Source organism: Paenibacillus sp. FSL K6-2859 (assembly GCF_038008265.1).
GTDB classification, from domain to species: Bacteria; Bacillota; Bacilli; order Paenibacillales; family Paenibacillaceae; genus Paenibacillus_AQ; species Paenibacillus_AQ nitricinens.
In genome coordinates this window covers 6,270,829-6,289,201 of record NZ_JBBOYU010000001.1, presented here as the reverse complement: position 1 = coordinate 6,289,201, position 18,373 = coordinate 6,270,829, and the positions used below count along the sequence as shown (strand labels likewise).

General features: G+C 36.8%; 13 protein-coding genes and 1 pseudogene. 9 read left to right on the top strand and 5 right to left on the bottom strand.

Going from position 1 to position 18,373, the window contains the following annotated elements:
• Positions 1-69: 69 nt before the first annotated feature.
• The gene (locus MHB64_RS28145) at positions 70-3,273 is read right to left on the bottom strand and encodes a glycosyltransferase (protein WP_341135832.1); all 3,204 of its coding nucleotides are present in this window, start codon (positions 3,271-3,273) and stop codon (positions 70-72) included.
• Between the two features lie 41 nt (positions 3,274-3,314).
• Positions 3,315-4,448: a class I SAM-dependent methyltransferase gene (locus MHB64_RS28140; RefSeq protein ID WP_341135831.1), complete on the bottom strand. Its 1,134-nt coding sequence runs from the start codon at positions 4,446-4,448 to the stop codon at positions 3,315-3,317.
• A gap of 277 nt (positions 4,449-4,725) precedes the next feature.
• Between MHB64_RS28140 and MHB64_RS28135 the strand changes: the two genes are divergently transcribed.
• The 3 genes from MHB64_RS28135 to MHB64_RS28125 all read left to right on the top strand — a co-directional run bounded on the left by MHB64_RS28135 (position 4,726) and on the right by MHB64_RS28125 (position 7,440).
• The gene (locus MHB64_RS28135) at positions 4,726-5,640 is read left to right on the top strand and encodes an NAD-dependent epimerase/dehydratase family protein (protein ID WP_341135830.1); all 915 of its coding nucleotides are present in this window, start codon (positions 4,726-4,728) and stop codon (positions 5,638-5,640) included.
• Between the two features lie 41 nt (positions 5,641-5,681).
• Entirely contained in the window at positions 5,682-6,602 is a 921-nt protein-coding gene (locus MHB64_RS28130) for a glycosyltransferase family 2 protein (RefSeq protein WP_341135829.1), read from the top strand.
• 664 nt (positions 6,603-7,266) lie between these two features.
• Positions 7,267-7,440 carry a hypothetical protein gene (locus MHB64_RS28125; protein ID WP_341135828.1) on the top strand — a complete coding sequence of 58 codons (174 nt, stop codon included), beginning with the start codon at positions 7,267-7,269 and terminating at the stop codon, positions 7,438-7,440.
• 935 nt (positions 7,441-8,375) lie between these two features.
• Here MHB64_RS28125 and MHB64_RS28120 read toward each other — a convergent pair.
• The 3 genes and pseudogenes from MHB64_RS28120 to MHB64_RS28110 all read right to left on the bottom strand — a co-directional run.
• The gene (locus MHB64_RS28120; protein WP_341135827.1) at positions 8,376-9,425 is read right to left on the bottom strand and encodes an acyltransferase family protein; all 1,050 of its coding nucleotides are present in this window, start codon (positions 9,423-9,425) and stop codon (positions 8,376-8,378) included.
• A gap of 482 nt (positions 9,426-9,907) precedes the next feature.
• Complete coding sequence (locus MHB64_RS28115) at positions 9,908-10,729, bottom strand: hypothetical protein (RefSeq protein WP_341135826.1); 822 nt, start codon at positions 10,727-10,729, stop codon at positions 9,908-9,910.
• Positions 10,730-10,826: 97 nt separating this feature from the next.
• Positions 10,827-11,352, bottom strand: a pseudogene (locus MHB64_RS28110) (glycosyltransferase family 2 protein); the annotation flags it as partial.
• A 384-nt stretch (positions 11,353-11,736) separates the two neighbouring features.
• On the opposite strand from MHB64_RS28110, the gene rfbB reads away from it, so the two are divergent.
• The 6 genes from rfbB (at position 11,737) to MHB64_RS28080 (ending at position 18,221) form a co-directional block, all read left to right on the top strand.
• Positions 11,737-12,759: a dTDP-glucose 4,6-dehydratase gene (rfbB, locus tag MHB64_RS28105; protein WP_341135825.1), complete on the top strand. Its 1,023-nt coding sequence runs from the start codon at positions 11,737-11,739 to the stop codon at positions 12,757-12,759.
• Between the two features lie 8 nt (positions 12,760-12,767).
• Positions 12,768-13,631, top strand: a complete 864-nt coding sequence (rfbD, locus tag MHB64_RS28100; protein ID WP_341136129.1) for a dTDP-4-dehydrorhamnose reductase — start codon at positions 12,768-12,770, stop codon at positions 13,629-13,631.
• Between the two features lie 118 nt (positions 13,632-13,749).
• On the top strand, positions 13,750-14,772 hold the full coding sequence (locus MHB64_RS28095) for a glycosyltransferase family 2 protein (RefSeq protein ID WP_341135824.1): 1,023 nt from the start codon (positions 13,750-13,752) through the stop codon (positions 14,770-14,772).
• Positions 14,773-14,929: 157 nt separating this feature from the next.
• On the top strand, positions 14,930-15,829 hold the full coding sequence (locus MHB64_RS28090) for a glycosyltransferase family 2 protein (RefSeq protein WP_445671648.1): 900 nt from the start codon (positions 14,930-14,932) through the stop codon (positions 15,827-15,829).
• Complete coding sequence (locus MHB64_RS28085; RefSeq protein ID WP_042192233.1) at positions 15,826-17,232, top strand: undecaprenyl-phosphate glucose phosphotransferase; 1,407 nt, start codon at positions 15,826-15,828, stop codon at positions 17,230-17,232. The genes MHB64_RS28090 and MHB64_RS28085 overlap by 4 nt, the downstream gene beginning before the upstream one ends.
• A 122-nt stretch (positions 17,233-17,354) precedes the next feature.
• Positions 17,355-18,221: a phosphatidylinositol-specific phospholipase C/glycerophosphodiester phosphodiesterase family protein gene (locus MHB64_RS28080; protein ID WP_094870814.1), complete on the top strand. Its 867-nt coding sequence runs from the start codon at positions 17,355-17,357 to the stop codon at positions 18,219-18,221.
• The last annotated feature ends 152 nt before the right edge of the window (positions 18,222-18,373 follow it).

Sequence of the window (18,373 nt, the reverse complement as noted above, 5' to 3'; positions counted from 1 at the left end):
AGATGCCTAGAACTCCACAAATTACGAACTGAGTCTAAAATGTGAATCTCTCCTTTGTATATCTATTGCTCAATGATTATATTTTTCTATAGCCTTTTGAAAAGATGATTTCATTAATTTTGCTGCTCTTTGTGAAGAAAAGAATTCGATGTGCTCACTAGAATGCTTATTCGCATTCTGTTTATAAATGTTCAGATTGGAATAAAACTTATCAAATGCACTCTTTAATGATTCTAATTCATGAGTTTCAGAGATAACACCGATGTTGTTATCTTTCACAAATAATGCTATGTCGCCGACATCGGTTGATAATATAGGGGTCCCAACGCACATTGCTTCAATGGTTACAATAGGTAAACCCTCATAGATAGAGGCAATTAGAAGTCCATCAATAGCTTTAATGAATTTTGATACTTCTGAAATGTACTTAATGCGATGGATCCGGCTTTTCATATTTGGATCGTTTTGAATAATTCGTTCAACTTCTGGAGACAATTCACCGTCACCAACCATTACAAATTCCACATCATTATAAGACTCAATAATATACTTAGCTAATTGTAATAATTTTAACGGTTGTTTTTGCTCGGTAAAGCGTCCTATAAAGGAAAAATACTTTTTATGTGGATTTAAGTTCAGAAGAAGTAGTTCTTCTTCTCTAGAGTAATTGTTTGACGAAGACTTAAGAATTTTTTGGGTATCAACGGCAGAATATATAAGATCTATATCAGCAGAGTTAATTCCATAAGTAGTAGTGAATTTATCTTGGATTTTTTGGTTAATCGCAATAAACCGATCATAAGAATGTATGGCAGGCTTATCATAGTACTCAATCCAACCATATTTATAGTCATATACGTCTTGTACTACAATGGCAGAATCATGAAATACTCTCCGTAATTTAGCGTTATTTTCCATAACCCAAGGAGAACTATTGCAAATCCACAAAAGATCCGGCGAATAAACATGTTTTAGTTTTTCTAATAACTCAAAATAGTGATTAAATGAAGAGATCTCTGCAAAGTCATAATAATCAATTCCTAACTCGGCAATCTGATAAAATAAGCTGCCTTGTTCAGTCCGATGATATTCAAAGCTAATAACCACAAAGTCATAATCGTTTTTCAGGCGTTCCATAATTTCGATAGTATTGCGCTCTACCCCACCAACTGCCATAAATACAGGTAATACAAATACAACAGGACGGTCCTTCTTAAGCGGAGACATATCCAGATTATTGACCCTTAGTATCTCCCTAGGTTGATGCGTGTATAAAGTTTTTTCATCCAGTGAATTCATATTCAAAAGTTCTGAATTTGCATCCAGCTCATTTGCAATCCGTTGACTGCCGGGAATTCTTATAAATCTTCCTGTACTGGTTTGAATACTTTTAGTAAATTCACTGAATGGAGCCAGATGTCGGGCAAGTATTGTAGAGTCCTTCAGAGAATAAGCTGAGATAATAGGAAATGGCTTTAAGTAATCAGATATTATAATGAAATCGTAGTGATATTCTAATAAACACAGAGCAGCATTTATTAATTGGCTTGTTTCCAAAGCGTGATGAATATGTGTAATTTCATATACATATTCTCTGTAATCAAGCGATGGACAAGATGTAGTATCAATGTGTAAATCTTTTAAAAAGTGGCATTCCTTTTTATAATTCTCAACCAAAACCACAAGTTCTTCATTAGAGATTCCACTAATAGTTATCCATACTTTTTTTTTAGTCTCTTCAGGATTAACAACCGGTATTGGAGTGGTATGGGGGGCAGAGACTCTGTGATCCTTTTTGATTAGAGATTTGCACAGTTTCTTTACAGCTTTTTTTAATAAACGGACAGCTCTATAAGATACGCGATATATCCTTTTTTTGAGTAAATAGTTAATATCATAACTAATTTCTACAGAATGTGTATCTGAAGGTAGATAATCAGTTATCATAACAGGATCCATTTGATTTGAAAAATCATAAGAATTTCTATGAACCTGCTTTGCGTTAGTGAATTCAAATTCCAAATCTTTACGTACTCCGTTAGTTAAATGAGCATAAGCATAGTTGAGCTTGATTTTACAGTATTGATCTAAAGGATCAACGCGTATTCGTCCTAAAGCTTCATAAGGTATACTGGTTTTAATTGTTAATGTCTTTTGGCCAGCAGTTCTAAAGAATATAGAGTTTTTTTCTGAAAAATTATTGTTTAGATCATAAAATAATTGAGATCTGCCAAAAAACAAATACCTGAAAGTAAACCTTTGTGCAGTATTTCTATTTGCGGGCTGACATTCAGCATATCCTTCGGCCAATCCTAAAAACATATAGTAACTAAATATCGCGGAATAAAACTTTGAACATATTTTTTTGATTTTATATGAATTCTTTTTCTTTAAGATTTTTTCAAGGATTTTTGTGCATTGCATCATCAAAGAAATAGATATTCTCCCTGCATCTCCAATGATATCAATATAATTATTTTTGGATGCATATTCAGTATATCTATCATAAAACTCATCAATATCGAACTTTATTTCATTAAGACTAAGTTCTGGATGCAAACGTTTAAAGGTATTTAACTCCTCGCCTGCAGATCTTTGCCTTTTGCAAAATTTAACCACGCTATCGTAAATGTGATCATGATATCCGAGTGCGGACGGATTATAAATGATTTGGACTCCGAGTTTGTAAAGGCGGTAGCCTAACTCCACATCCTCAAAACCGTATTTTTTAAAAGTAGTATCAAACAATTGATCTAATTGTTGAAGTTTTTTATGAGAGACGCTTATATTTGAAGTATAAAAATGTCGAAAATCAATTATTTCGTATGGGCGCATTCCCACAAATCCAAACTGCTCACATCCAATATCAGTAATGTGCTTCATGAGGTGATTCATTTGTATGCCATCACGCCAATCAATGCATCCCAGAGTAGCGTAATCATCTCCATTTTTTAGATACGATTCATAATGCTCGTTTACAAAGTTTGTTGATGGAAAAATATCATCGCCTGTAAAGATAATGATCTCACCAGTGGCATATTGATAAGCATGGTTTCGGGCCTTAGCAGCCCCACCATGTGAATTAGTCAATACTCTTATTGGTAAGTCAGTACATTGCCTCAAAAGTGATACGGAATTATCTGAGGATTCATCATCGGAAAATATAAGTTCATATTCATACTTAGTCACTTCGTCTACTTTCCGCCAGTGATCTAATAAGTCTGAAAGTAGAGCAGCTCTGTTATATACAGCAATAATTACACTTACTTGCATTTAAACACCACCATTAAGAAATGAAATACATTGACTATAATTTAACTATTTGTTGCATCTATCATTTGTTTATACATGTCGTTAACAAAATCACTTAATTCTACTGGAGTCATAATTTTAAAGTATCCCTTTATTGTAAGATAGGTGGCATTATTGAAGCTACCTTTTATTTCAAATTGGGGATCGATATTCATGAAAAGAAACCCTTTTTTATAATATTTTAAAGCATTCATGGGCAAAATGGATTCGACTTCTCCGTCCGTTTGAATTTCATCGATGTTGCATATACAAAAACAATTTTCCACAGGGTCAAATCTAAATTTATTACAATCAATGTTTCCTGATAATTTGAAATTCACAGAAAAAGTATTGTCTTTCTCTGAACTCAGGGCAATATTTTGTTTCGAATCTTCTGAGTAAGCATTATTATCATTTCCTGAATATAAGGAAGCTATATTAGTACTCAACGTGGAGTCATATTTATAGATTGAACTCAAATCGAATGGTGTGAGAGCGCTGATCTCATTTGAGCAAATTGCAATCATATATTTTCCTTCAACTTCGATACCTGGATTTTGAATAAGTCTTACTCTCCGCTCGTTCATTTCTTCATCTCTAATACTAGAAACGAGATATAAAGATTGATTGAATAATTTCACAATATCAAACTCTCGCTTTAAATAGCTTTTGAAATCATCCAAATAAAACTCGGAAATATGATATGGATTATGATATCCACTCTTGTCGGTATATATTGATTTGTTTGGAGTTGACATAATTAGAACTCCACTGGGTTTCAGCACTCTTTTTGCTTCCTTTAAGAATAGAGTCTGAATATCTGTATCAACATGCTCAATAACTTCAAAAATAATTATACAGTCAAACTCCGAATCATCAAAGGGAAGAGCATCTAAAGACCCCTGAATAAACTTTAAGTTATTCTGAGCTGTGTAATGATTGTTGCACCACTCAACAGATTCAGAGGATATATCAATACCAATAACATTTTGGGCAAATTGCGACATGAGAAAGGAGCCGTAACCTGTTCCACAACCAGCATCAAGGACATTCATATTTTTAATGCAGCTTGAGATAGCTTTATATCGATGAATATGTTCTGCCTCTATTTCCAAACCATCGCTGTCGGGAATGAATCTTTCACCAGTATATTCCATTTTATTTCCGGAATCCCCCTAAAATAGTGATTTATTAATTGTTAATGCATTTATCGTACCAGTACCAATAAGAATGGTATCACTAAGATATTATTACCGCAAGGATACTGATAAATGAAGTGGTTATTATTTGGAATTTCGGGTAATGCGACTCGGTTTACAAATAAAGGGCTTTTTTTGAAGCGGTTAGCAATTGCTTGCTATGGCATGCCCTGTTATGATTATAATAAGCAAATATGCGCTAGTAGATAGCGTACTCTAACCACTGGGGGACGAAATGAGAAAAGTTTTAATTATAGGATGTGGTTATTTAGGTTCCCATCTTGCCAATTATTATTGTCAACATGGATGGCATGTTAAAATTGCTGGAAAAAAGTCGCTGCATAAAGAGTTTTTATATCCTCAGATAGAGTTTTATGAAATTGATATAAGAGACACTTATCATTTACAAAGCGTTATTGAAAAAGAAGATGTTGTAATTAATGCGGCAGGTTCAATTAATGCAACGAATAGTTTTTTGGATGTTACAAGAGATATCAATGAATACTATCTATCCTTTGTTAATCTACTTAATGTATGTGCAGAAAAAAAAATAAATAAATTTGTCTTTCTTTCATCAGCTGGTACAGTTTACGGGGAGATGAATTCTCCAGCTCGTGAGGAAGATAGTTTAAACCCTATGAACATCTATGGATTGCAAAAAATGTACTTTGAGAATTTGATCAAAATCAAACAAAATGAGACTAATCAATTGCCTTATCTAATTCTAAGAGTTTCAAATCCCTACGGCGGTATTCAGAATCCACAAAAGAATCAGGGGATAATTCCAGTACTTATCAATCGAGCGTTGACAAAAGAGGAGTTCATTTTTTGGGGAGATGTGAACTCAACTCGAGATTTTATTTTTATTGAGGATTTTCTAAAGGCAGCCTATTTATCTGTAGACACACTCACGAATGAAATTATTAATGTCGCTAGCGGTTCTAGTACTTCTATTAAAAAAGTTATTGAAATAGTTCAAAATGAAGTTGGAGTTGATATTCAAATGATCTATAAATCTTCTGAAAATAAAGTCTTGGTAAATAATCATTTGGACAATAGTAAGCTGATTCGTTTAACCGGCTACGCACCTACAACGACACTTAAAGAAGGTGTATCATTAATGGTTAAGAATATACTATCTTCTACTTAGTTGAAACAGCGGAAAATTCATTTTTGAAAGGTGTCTTTTTAGTGGGAGTACAAGTTTTGTTGTCTTCATATAACGGAGAAAAGTATATCTCGGCTCAAATCGAGAGTATTCTGGCTCAATCCTATCAAGATGTAAGTTTGTTAATTCGTGACGATGGATCTGAAGATGCGACACTAATGTACATTGAAAAATTTGCTGAAAAGTATAAAGGGAAAATCCGTTATTTTGCGGGTTCAAATATTGGGGCGAAACAAAGTTTCTTTGAATTGATGAGGTTGGCAGATCCTAATTGTTTATATTATGCCTTTTGTGATCAAGATGATATTTGGTTGAAGGATAAATTATTGAATGCAGTAACGGCACTTAATAATGAGGAGCATAACCAGCCATTGTTGTACTTCACTCCTACTTTATTAACTGATGAGAATTTAACTCAGACGAAGGTTTGGCCGCTTCTATTAGATGTACGCCCCACTTTCTTTAATGCGCTCGCTGAAAATATCGTAGTAGGAACCACTGCTGTGTTTAATAATAATGCAAGAAAATTAATGATACTTGGAAATGTGGATTTTAAAAATGTGATTATGCACGATTGGTGGTCATACTTGTGTATTTCTGCATTTGGACAAGTACTCTATGATAAAGAACCTTCAGTATTGTATCGTCAACATCAAGAGAATTTAATTGGAGGTAACAGAAATTCATTAGAACTACTAAAAAGGAAATTGAAGAGTTTTTCAGAGAATAAAGGGAAGAGGGCTTTATATAAGCAAGCTTTAGAATTTAAGAATTGTTATGGAGATAGAATGAGCGGTGAGATGAAAAAACAGTTGGAGATGTTTGTCGCACCGAGAGAAAATATAACAACAAAGCTTCAATATTTAAAAAAAAGTAAACTATATCGCCATTCACTGTCGGAAAACACGTTATTGAAGCTTTTAATACTTAGTGGCTATATATGAATTTCAGAGTTTAAATATGATGAGTAAGTATAACTCTACATCTCTGTTGGGTTTTAAATGTAGACGTTAATCTTCTTCACGATAAAAAGTGCAAATTATTACAATAAAACTGCCCTTCAGAATTCCAAAGAATTAGAGATTCTGAAGGGCAGTTTTATTGAGGAAATATACATATATCTACAAATGAAATACACTTCCTTTAAATTATATAAAACAAAATAAGTGATTTGCTTGTGTTAAAGAAAGATTAGTCACCACAACACATTTTTTATGAGGGAGAAACTACTATGTCCCACACCGCCATAGTATCTGAACATACTACTATTCGCAACTATTTGTTGCAGTAACGTCTACCATAGTATTTTTCTAACCCTGTCTTAGCACATATCGAGACGTATATGACGTCGGCAACCGCCAAAGGATACCAATCTGGGTATTATGGAATGAACGGTGCTGCGAAGTAAGGGCAAACCCGAATATCTTCGCTAGATTATGGAAATCTCTCTGCGTATAACAGAAACGCTCTCGTCATTCACGATGATACCATTGCTCAAAAAGATGAAGCCTTTGTCACAGGCCCATTCCCGATTGAGTAAACTGATTTTCATCACTCCCTTCAGTTGTGAAAGATGATTTGAAGGCATCAGATGCAAACCGCTGCTCTATGAAGTTCAGACCAGTCCTACATGTGTACACGGAAATCGATCGGGTTTATGGCATGTCACAGACTTTTCCGCTCCCGTCTCATTATCGCGAACCATACTTCGTACTGAATGTATCGCATCACCATGAAGGCGAAATGAATGAGATTGGTAATGCCGTGGTCCTGTTTTGTTAAACGAAGCAAGCTTTTAGGTGACGAAGGCTTTGTGCACTTTTTGTTTACGGATGTTTCACTAGAGAGTGAAACATTTGCTATGTATTACGACAAAAATTGGACATCAGCTTGCATCAGATGGCAGTTATATTCTTTAAAGTGGCTTCGATTTCGCTTAAAGCATCGGCGACGCTGAAAGGCTTAGCTTTAGGGCGACTATATCGATTTTCTACCGTTGCGTTAATCTACCGCTTTTGATGGTATTTGCGATTTTTATGTCCAATTGCGCATCGTTTTTAAGGTACTACGAACAGTATGATGGTACATCCTCTCGCCTTGCTCACAAAAATACTCAAATCCCAGTTTAGTAGCACCAAAGCTCGGCTAATAGACATACCAGGTTATAAATGATTGCTTATATTCCCAAACGATATGAAGCAATGGGGCGAAGTTTAGCAGCATATGATGCGTTTGTGCTAAATCCATAATGACTGCTTGTAGTTCAAGTGAAGAAACGGATCACGTTTTGATCGGAATTGTGCAGGGAACAGTAATGTGTATAGCTGTGGGGAATGACTCCGATGTGATGTGAAGTTCGTCGGTAAGTCTGGACCGAATTTATCAATTTTTATAACTCTGATATGTCGAGTATCTTATTGATATACTGGTCTACATCTTTTTTTCTTTTGTGGTTGTTCGGAGAAACTTACAAAAATACAGGAGTAGTAGATGTTTGTCCATTTCGTCCTTCGGTCCCTTCGTCAAACACTGATTACGGATTCGAGCCGTTATTAAGATGGGAATTATTTTTCCGTGTATTTATCCTCTTAATTATTATTGTAAGGTCCCAAATTTTAAATGTGGACGTCGTTAATGCCCCTATAAAAGGGCCCCTCTGAATCTAAAAAGTCTTTTAGAAATTCTGAGAGGCGAAATTTTATGCGCGAGCTTAGTATTTATTTAGTGGGACTGTGGGCAATCGAGAAATAGCGCTTTAAAAAGGTGCTTAAATGGTTGGAAAATTTATATAAATAAAATGAAATTATCGCCAGTATGATGCAGTTGATCAAAAAAAGAGAGTAAGTTTCTATAGGAGTTATAATCCGTCCTGTAAAACGCTCAAGTACTTGTTCAATAATAACATGATGAACTAAGAAAATAGCGAATGAATACTTGCTAATGATAATAAAAGGCTTTTTGATCTTTTCCATACTTATAAACTGTCCAATATAAGCCAATACAAAGAAGGAAGAAATTCCTGTAATAGTAATTATATACATGTATGGAATATCAATTTTGATGATAAACAAAAATATAAGAATCAATGAACTTATTATAAAATGATAAATATTAACTTTCCTCACAAACAGCACAAAACACATTCCAAATATGAATTCCGGCAATCTAGTTAAAATATTATAGTCAATTTGTATTTTGAAAACGTAATTTTGGACAACTGTGAAATAAACAATAAGAGTGCAGAGTATTAAGGTTTTGGGATATTTCACTAAAAATATCCTTAGAAAGGGGAAACAAATATACAATAGAATGATACAACCCAAGAACCATTCACCAATCATATAATAGTTTGGTATTAAAGCAACTAGATATCCATCCATTCCAATGATGCTTAATGCAAAGGTCCATTTAGGAACTTGGGGGCTGAATGGATTAAGAGCATAGTACTTATAAAAGTAATAAAGTAATACGATCGCATAGGCAGTCCAAAAAATTGGATAGATGGAAGAAAACCTCTTTTTAAAATACCTTTTTATTATAAAATCATTTTTATAAGTATACATTAATGCTGCACCCGATATTATGAAAAATAGAGATACTCCAATTCTTCCTAAGTTACCGTTAGCATAAGTGTCGAAAAAAATTCTGATAACACCAATAGAACGTGATCCTAAAGAAGCATTAAAATGAAAAATAACTATTGATAATACGGAAAGTGCTCTAATAAAATCCAAATAAAATAATCTTTCTTTTTTTTCATTTAACAATGATTTCTCCGCTCCTTGTTTAATTAATCTTAACTGTATCATTTAATAAATCATGAAGTTGGTGAAGATTCAATTCTATTTCTAAATAGATCTGGGAATTCTGAATAATACCTATCAAATCTGTCGCTCAAATATTTTAATTCCTCTTCTGTGAACGGAGTCGTTTTCTGATAGACCTTAACCCTAGTGTTTTGTTCAATTGAGTATTCTTAGAGTATCTGGAAGATACAATTTTCTAAGGATGTCATCATTGAGAATAGTGGAACTGGCCACGACATAAATATGTGAACCACTCGAATCTGACATGGATTTTAGATCATTATCTAATAATTGGAGTTGAGCAATATCAGTTCTGATTTTTGGCTGGTAAAATTCATTGGAATATAGAATATTACCTAATTTAGACATGGGAATTAGCCTAAAAGAATAAAGGAAGTTTATAAGAAATAATAAGATAATGAAGATCATAAATATTTTTTTCTTTATGAAAGGAATAAGTTATAAAACCATCCGGTACAAATCAAAATTAATAAAACTGTTTGAGAGAATAATAAGTACCTGTGGTGAATACCCATATTTTGAATTCTAAAAAATAAAATTTGTGTTATTCCAAATGAGGAAAAGAACAACGTTGTAAAAGGACGAAGGTCTTTTTTTGTTATACCGATGATAAATCCGAGCGTTAAAAGTAAACAAATAAATAATCCAATGGATTTTCCGGTAATCAGAAAATTGTCGGTATAGGTACCGATATTATAGGCTGAGTAAGCAACAGAAAAATTATTGAAGAAGCTTTGTTTTAAGAATTCTTTAAAAAATAATAATAGAAATCCAAGGGATATTATCCCTGAAAAAGAGAGGTTGATAATAAAATATTTTAATATCTGGAACTTGTTATCCTTTTCTTGAATCATCTTGATCAGAATAAAAATAAATAATGATACTACAAAACCAACTGCAAAGAATGAGAAATATCTTCTTTGTAAAATTAATAATATTAACATTATAGCTATTACGGAATATTTCTTTAAATCATATTTATACCAATCCATTCCAATTATTGTTAACCAAAGGATTGCAACTGCTAATAAACATACACCATCTAAGTATCCAAAAAATAATGGTAGATAGAGCATAGGAAGACTAAGGGTAATAAAAAGGACAACAGAAAAAGGTAGTTTAAGAGTTTCTTCGATTTTTGCAAGTTTGCAGAAGCAATAAGAAAGAACAAGAGCCATTGGGAAAATAAAAATTATTAAAATCAATAACACATAACTAACGAAACTTTCCCCCATAACTTTCATTGGGAGTGCTAGCAAGGTAGGTATTATATTGTTATATTCAGATGCATTTATGCTTGTATACAAGCTCTGGAGCATATGATTTGGAATTATAAAAAAGTTTCGACTGTGTTCGATCGTTACTATGGTTATACACAAGATCCACACCCATTGTTCTCATAAGCTTATAGAAATCTTGAGCTGTTGACCGTTTGAAGAAAGTATCCGTAGATCTATCTTTTCTAACCCCATAGAACTATATCGTAACCATTTTTAAAATTCTCTATAAACTCCTCAATGACATTTAAATCATCTTGAAGGTCAGCATCAATTGATATGACACAATCTGAAAAATCTTTTGAAAAAGTTAATCCAGCCAAGAGAGCATTTTGATGTCCAACATTTCTAGATAATTTTAAACCATGAACAAAACTATTCACTTTACCATTTTCTTCGATTATATTCCAAGTTCCATCCCGGCTTCCATCATCAACAAACAAAATTTTACTTGTAACGAAAATTTTATTTGCCTCTATAAGATTATCCAATATAATAGTAAGGCGCTTAATAGTTTCAGGTAATACCATTTCTTCATTGTAACAAGGTATAACCAGCATCACATTAGGTGGATTTGTTAAATTATTCAAACTACAATCTCTCCTTATAAATTAATCCAGCTAATTTTAACACTATCTTGAATGGAATTGAAAATGTTTTTTATGGCGGCATTAAATGAGTTTAGTTATAATTCTGTTATGAACATCTAATAAATATTTTTTAACAAACAAAAGATAAACTTGTTCTATGGATTGTCTCTTGCTAAATAATCATTGGTTCCCATGTATTATATAAAGTGATGAATACTATTCCCCTAAGTATGATTTTGGCATATTATGGAATGGATCATCAGATAATATTTTTGCAATATCGAATCAGGTATTGTTAGACAAGGACGAATATAATCTGCTGTTTAAAGAATGTAAGCCTAAAATTGATTGAATACACTTATTATTTAAAAAGGTGGTCTACACATGAAACTGCTAGTTACCGGCGGAGCCGGCTTTATCGGCAGCAACTTTGTATTATACATGCTGCAACAACATCCTGATTATCAAATCGTTAACGTAGATGCGTTGACGTATGCAGGCAACCTGGAAAATTTGAAGTCAATTGAAAATCATCCGAACCACAAGTTCGTAAAGGCAGACATTACCGATGTAGCGGCGATGGACGCGCTGATAAGCCAAGGTGTTGATGTAGTGGTGAATTTTGCTGCTGAATCGCATGTGGATCGGAGTATTTTGGAGCCGGAAGTGTTTGTGAAGACGAATGTGCTTGGAACACAAGTGCTTTTGGATGCGGCGAAAAAATACAGTGTTACTAAGTTCGTTCAAGTTTCTACGGATGAGGTGTACGGATCACTTGGAGCAACTGGGTTGTTTACTGAAGAAACTCCTTTGACTCCGAACAGTCCTTATTCTGCAAGTAAAGCAGGTGGGGACTTGCTTGTACGGGCATATCACGAGACGTTTGGACTGCCCGTGAACATTACCCGCTGTTCAAACAACTATGGCCCATACCAATTCCCTGAGAAGCTTATCCCACTAATGATCTCCCGCGCACTAGCTGATCAAGCGTTGCCTGTTTATGGCGATGGGATGAATATCCGCGACTGGTTGTATGTTGAGGATCATTGCAGCGCGATTGATTTAGTCATTCATGACGGTGTGAATGGCGAAGTTTACAACATTGGTGGTAATAACGAGCGTACGAATGTGCATATTGTAAACACGGTATTGCAGGAACTAGGCAAACCTGATTCATTGATTACTTATGTTCAAGACCGTCCGGGTCATGATCGCCGCTACGGTATAGATCCAACTAAGATTATGAACGAACTGGGATGGAAGCCGAAACATACGTTTGAAACAGGTATTAAAGAAACCATCCAATGGTATCTCAATAACCCCAAGTGGTGGACTCGTATTCAATCAGGGGAATATCAAAAGTACGCTGAATTACAGTATGGCGATCGTTTGGGAGAATCTCTATAATGGCTCAACTGAAGGTACTTGTTACAGGTGCGGCCGGACAATTGGGTCAGGATGTTGTTTTACTACTCCAGCATCAAGGTCACCATGTAATGGGCTGCGACCGTCAGGAGATGGATATCACCGATCTGGATCAGTGTATCCAGGTTATTGGTGAGTTTGGACCGGATGCTGTCATTCACTGTGCTGCGCATACGGCAGTAGATGCGGCAGAAAGTGACATCGATGCAGCTTATTTAATCAATGCAACGGGCAGTCGAAACGTAGCGCTAGCTTCTGAAAAAGCTGGAGCTAAGCTGGTGTACATTAGTACGGATTATGTATTTGATGGTTTGGGAGTACAACCTTACCATGAGTATGATAATACAAACCCTAAGAGTATATATGGTAAATCGAAACGTGCGGGTGAAGTGTTAGTTCAATCCCTTTCCTCTAAGTATTTTATCGTACGCACATCATGGGTGTACGGTAAATATGGTAATAACTTTGTCAAAACAATGCTAAAGCTTGGTCAAGAAAAGCCAATGCTTCAAGTCGTAGATGACCAAAAAGGTTCGCCTACCTATACAGTCGATTTAGCTCGTTTCTTGCTTGAGCTTGTCCAAACTGAGAAGTATGGTGTATACCATGCGTCAAATAGTGACTCATGTACTTGGTTTGAATTTACACAGGCGATCTTTGCAGAGGCTGAGGATATATTGGGTTTGAAATTCACCGCTAAGCTTGAACCATGCGCTACGGAACAGTTCCCGAGACCTGCACCACGTCCTCGGAATTCGGTGATGGAGCATCTATCGATACGTACGAACGGTTTTCAGGATATTCGACCTTGGCGTGAGGGCCTGAGAGATTTCCTCTTAGAGCTAAAAGAATAAGATAGTAGCAATTGAAACTCCCAAATCGTTCATAACGATGCGGGAGTTTTTTGTATTCTTTCGCTATAATAGGAAGGGAGTAGATAGTTAACAAGAAATCACAAAGTCGAGGATACCCATGAACAACAAATCAGTTAGTGTACATATCGTCACCTATAATAGTGCTGACGACATCATAGATTGTATAGAGGCAGTAATGGCACAGGATTATTTGGTCAAAAAAATTGTCGTAGTGGACAACGCTTCAACTGATGGTTCGGCGGATAAGGTCAGAACGTTCTATCACCAGTTTAAATCGGACTCACCCGCTGCATTCTTGGTGGGGCATGAAGCTATGAACTCCGCAAGGGAGATAAAGCAATATCCAACAATTGACCTTCTGGAGAATGAGCTTAACACAGGCTTCGCCCCAGCCCACAACCAGGCGATAGCAGCAACGGAGACAGATTACGTGCTCGTCCTTAACCCTGACCTAACGCTGGCTCCAGACTATATCTCCAGACTTATCACACAGATGGAGAATAATCCACAGATCGGCAGCGCCACAGGAAAGCTTCTTCTAAAGGGCGATCATGGACTGGTAGACAGCACGGGTCTCCGTATGAACAGAGCACGGCGTGCGTTTGATCGCGGTGCGGGTGAGCCAGCAGCCCAATGGACACAGTCTGGATCTGTAATTGGTGTATCTGGAGCGGCTGCGGTGTATTCTCGTCGGATGATCAACGACATTAGTGTCGATGGTGAATTTTTTGATGCGGACTTCTTTGCATATAAGGAGGACGTGGACGTCGCCTGGCGCGCTCAGCTCTTTGGCTGGCAAGCTTGCTATGATGCTGAGGCGATCGGGTATCATGAACGTGGCTGGAAAACGTCTGGCCGCAGCACCAAAGCGATGTTCATCCGACGAATATCTTACATTAACCGCTACAAAATGATCTATAAGAATGAACCTGCTCGAACGATGCTGAAGACAATCTTCATTTCTCTTCCCTATGAGCTTGCCGCGCACGGCTATATGCTTCTTAGAGAGCCGCAGTTAATCACAGCATGGAAATCCTTTTTCACTCAGCTCCCTGCATTAAAAAAGAAGCGGAAGTATATACAAACCACCATAAAAGAGAGAAAGAAACACAAAATCTAAATCGAATCTGGAAAAACCTCCCTGAAACGTCACCTCCTCTCAGGGAGGTTTTATGTTATAATTATTGTCGGTAGATTACTATATTTGTCAGGAGCGTTACGCAGTGAATGTAGATGTAAGTATACTTATTGTTAATTACAACACATGTCGCCTGACGATGGATTGTCTCAGGTCGGTATATGACTCAGAAACGAACTATTTCTATGAAATTATTTTGATAGACAATAATTCCCATGATGATTCGGTAGAGAAGATTAGTAGAGAGTTTCCAGGTGTAATGTTGATTGCAAATAAGGACAACGTCGGCTTTGCCCGTGCAAATAATCAAGGTATGGAGGCTTCATCCGGAAGGTATGTGCTTCTGCTCAACTCAGATACAGTAGTGCGTAAGGATACGCTGGAGACAATGATCTCCTTTATGGACAGTCGGCCCGATGTTGGGGCGTCAGGATGTAAGATTATTTTACCGGATGGTTCGCTAGATAAAGCCTGTAAGCGGGGATTTCCGACACCGTCAGCTTCCTTCTATTATGCTTTTGGATTTAGTAAGCTATTTCCGGATCGTCCGAGGTTTAATGGTTACCAGTTAGGATATTTGGACCCTGATCTTGATTACCCGATAGATTGTCTGGTTGGTGCGTTTATGCTGCTGCGGCGGGAGACGATTAACCAGGTGGGTGGATTGGATGAAGAGTTCTTTATGTACGGTGAGGATTTAGATTGGTGTTATCGTATTAAAGAGGCTGGTTGGGAGATTTATTATTATCCGAAGACTGCTATCGTGCATCTTAAAGGTGGCAGTGCCAGACGCAGACCGTTTAAGATCGTCTATGAATTCCACCGGGCAATGATTTTATTTCATCGTAAGCATTATAGTAAGAAGTACAACAGTATGATAAATGGAACAGTATATGCTGGAGTTGGCGTGAAGTTCGCACTTTCTCTTTTGCGGAATGCCTTAATCTCTCCTAAAAGAGTTCCATCACCTGCACAGAGTCTTAACTCCGCTAATGAAACAGGTGCACGTAACGAAAAGAATACTGAGGTGAATTTATGATTCGGCGTAATCAGAAATTTTTGACACAGCTCTATATGGTGGCTGACTTTCTTGTTATCCAGCTGTCCTTCCTTATAGCCTGGTGGCTAAAGTTTAGAAGTGGTTGGATGGAGTATGAAAACCCGTTGCCTGTAGAGTCGTACGCTTACTGGAGTATGATTTATGGCGGAATTGCAGTGTTAATCGGTATACTGCTGTCGCTGTATTTGCCGAAGCGTAAGAAACGGTTTGTCGATGAATTCATTAAGATTTTCCAAGTGCATATTATGGGCATTTTCATTCTGCTTGGTCTGATGTTTTTCGTGAAAGAAATAAATATCTCCCGAACATATCTAGCTCTTTACATGGGATTGAACATTCTTTCTATTATGCTATACCGTTATGTACTGAAGAAAATGCTTAAATCTTTTCGCGAAAAGGGCTTCAACCGACAGTTTGTACTCATTATAGGCGCAGGAACGCTAGGCAAAAGATTCTACAATAATCTAGAACAGTACCCTGAGCTTGGGTACGAAGCGATTGGTTTCCTGGATGACTATCATACTTGGGATGGAATTGAAGAACAACGATATAAACCAATTCTTGGAACAGTTGACCAGTTGTCTGGAATGCTAGAGATGCTGCCTGTGGATGAGGTTATCCTTGCGCTGCCACTTGATGCGCATTCGAAGTACCCTTCAATTATTGCGGCCTGTGAAAAAGCAGGTGTACGCACACTGATTATCCCTGATTTTTTCGACTACTTACCAGCCCGCCCTTACTTTGATAACTTTGCAGGCATGCCAATGATTAATGTTCGTGATATTCCACTAGATATGACGGGGAATAAGATGGCAAAACGATTGTTTGATATTGTGTTCTCTTTGTTCGCAATTATTATGATCTCTCCAGTGATGCTTATCGTGGCTCTTGGTGTCCGGCTGACCTCTCCGGGACCGATTATATTCCGGCAGGAACGTGTAGGTCTGAACCGTCGTAATTTTATGATGTATAAGTTCCGCTCCATGAAGATGCAGCAGGATGGTGAAGAGGATACAGGCTGGAGTACGCGTGAAGATCCTCGCAGAACTCGGTTTGGTACTTTTATCCGTAAGACAAGTCTAGATGAGCTTCCGCAATTTTTTAATGTGTTGCTGGGACATATGAGTGTGGTGGGACCTCGACCAGAACGCCCATATTATGTGGAACAGTTCCGTGATGAAATTCCGAAGTATATGGTTAAGCACCATGTACGCCCTGGAATTACAGGTTGGGCACAGAGTAATGGACTCCGCGGTGACACTTCCATCGAGGAGCGGATCAAGCACGATATTTTCTACATTGAGAACTGGTCTTTACTGTTTGACATTCGAATTATTTTCAAAACGATTCGCAACGGCTTTGTCAACAAAAATGCTTATTGATTCCTGCACTTATTCAGATTTTCTAAAACTTTAATTGGATCCCCGTTTCTACCTATGGTAGAGCGGGGTATTGTTTTTCTATTGGTTTTATAATCTAAACTTCGCAAAGGAAACTCTCAACTATGGATAAGAAAAAGATTGTTGCTACCGTAATTGTAATTGGAGCTCTTATCATGTTACTTGTAATCGCTTTTAGTAATGAAGACGAACAGCCTGCAAGTGGTTTTGAGGCTCACAAGGTCGTAGCACATGCCATGGGTGGCATTAACGGTCATACATACACCAATGCCTTTGAAGCATTTGTTGCTAATTATGCACAGGGAACTCGTGTATTTGAAGTAGACTTGTTATTATCGGCTGATGATCAGCTAGTAGGCAGGCATGAGTGGTCAGGCAACATGAGTAAGCTTTTAGGTCAGTTGGATGTACTTCCTGCTAATAAACAAGGGGTAGTGCTAGATTATAAGGAATTCATGGACAGTCCAATCTTAAATATATACTCCCCGATCGATGTTGAGAAGTTGCTTGATCTGATGCAGCATTATCCAGATGCTTATATCGTGACCGATACGAAAGAAATCAAACCTGAACTTATAAATAAACAATTTACATTGTTGGTAGAAGCGGCACAGCGCCGGGATCCAGCCATATTAGATCGAATCATTCCACAAATATACAATCAGACGATGCTGGATGAGATCAATAAGGTATATTCTTTTCCGGAAGTGCTCTACACCCTGTACCAATCCAAGGATACGGATGAACAGGTTATTGAGTTTGTAAATAAAACAGGTGTGGATATTACCATGCCAGTTAGCCGAGCCACCAAGAGCTTTGTTAAAAAGCTGAAGAAGGCTGGTGCTCGAGTATATGTTCATACAGTAAATGAAGAAAATGAAATTAGGGAGCTGGCCCGTATGGGCGTGGATGGTTTTTACACTGATTTTGTACCCGAAAAGGATTTGATTAACATCTCAGGTGTACGTTGAAATCGTAGACTACTTATTGCCATTAATATATCCCCACAAATTGCTGCTTTCCTTAGCGTGTATTCAGGTACTTTGCGGGGTTTCCCAAAATTTATATGCGAAAAAATGTTCGCATTTTTGTTCGCTTTAAATTGACACACCTGCTGTGCTGG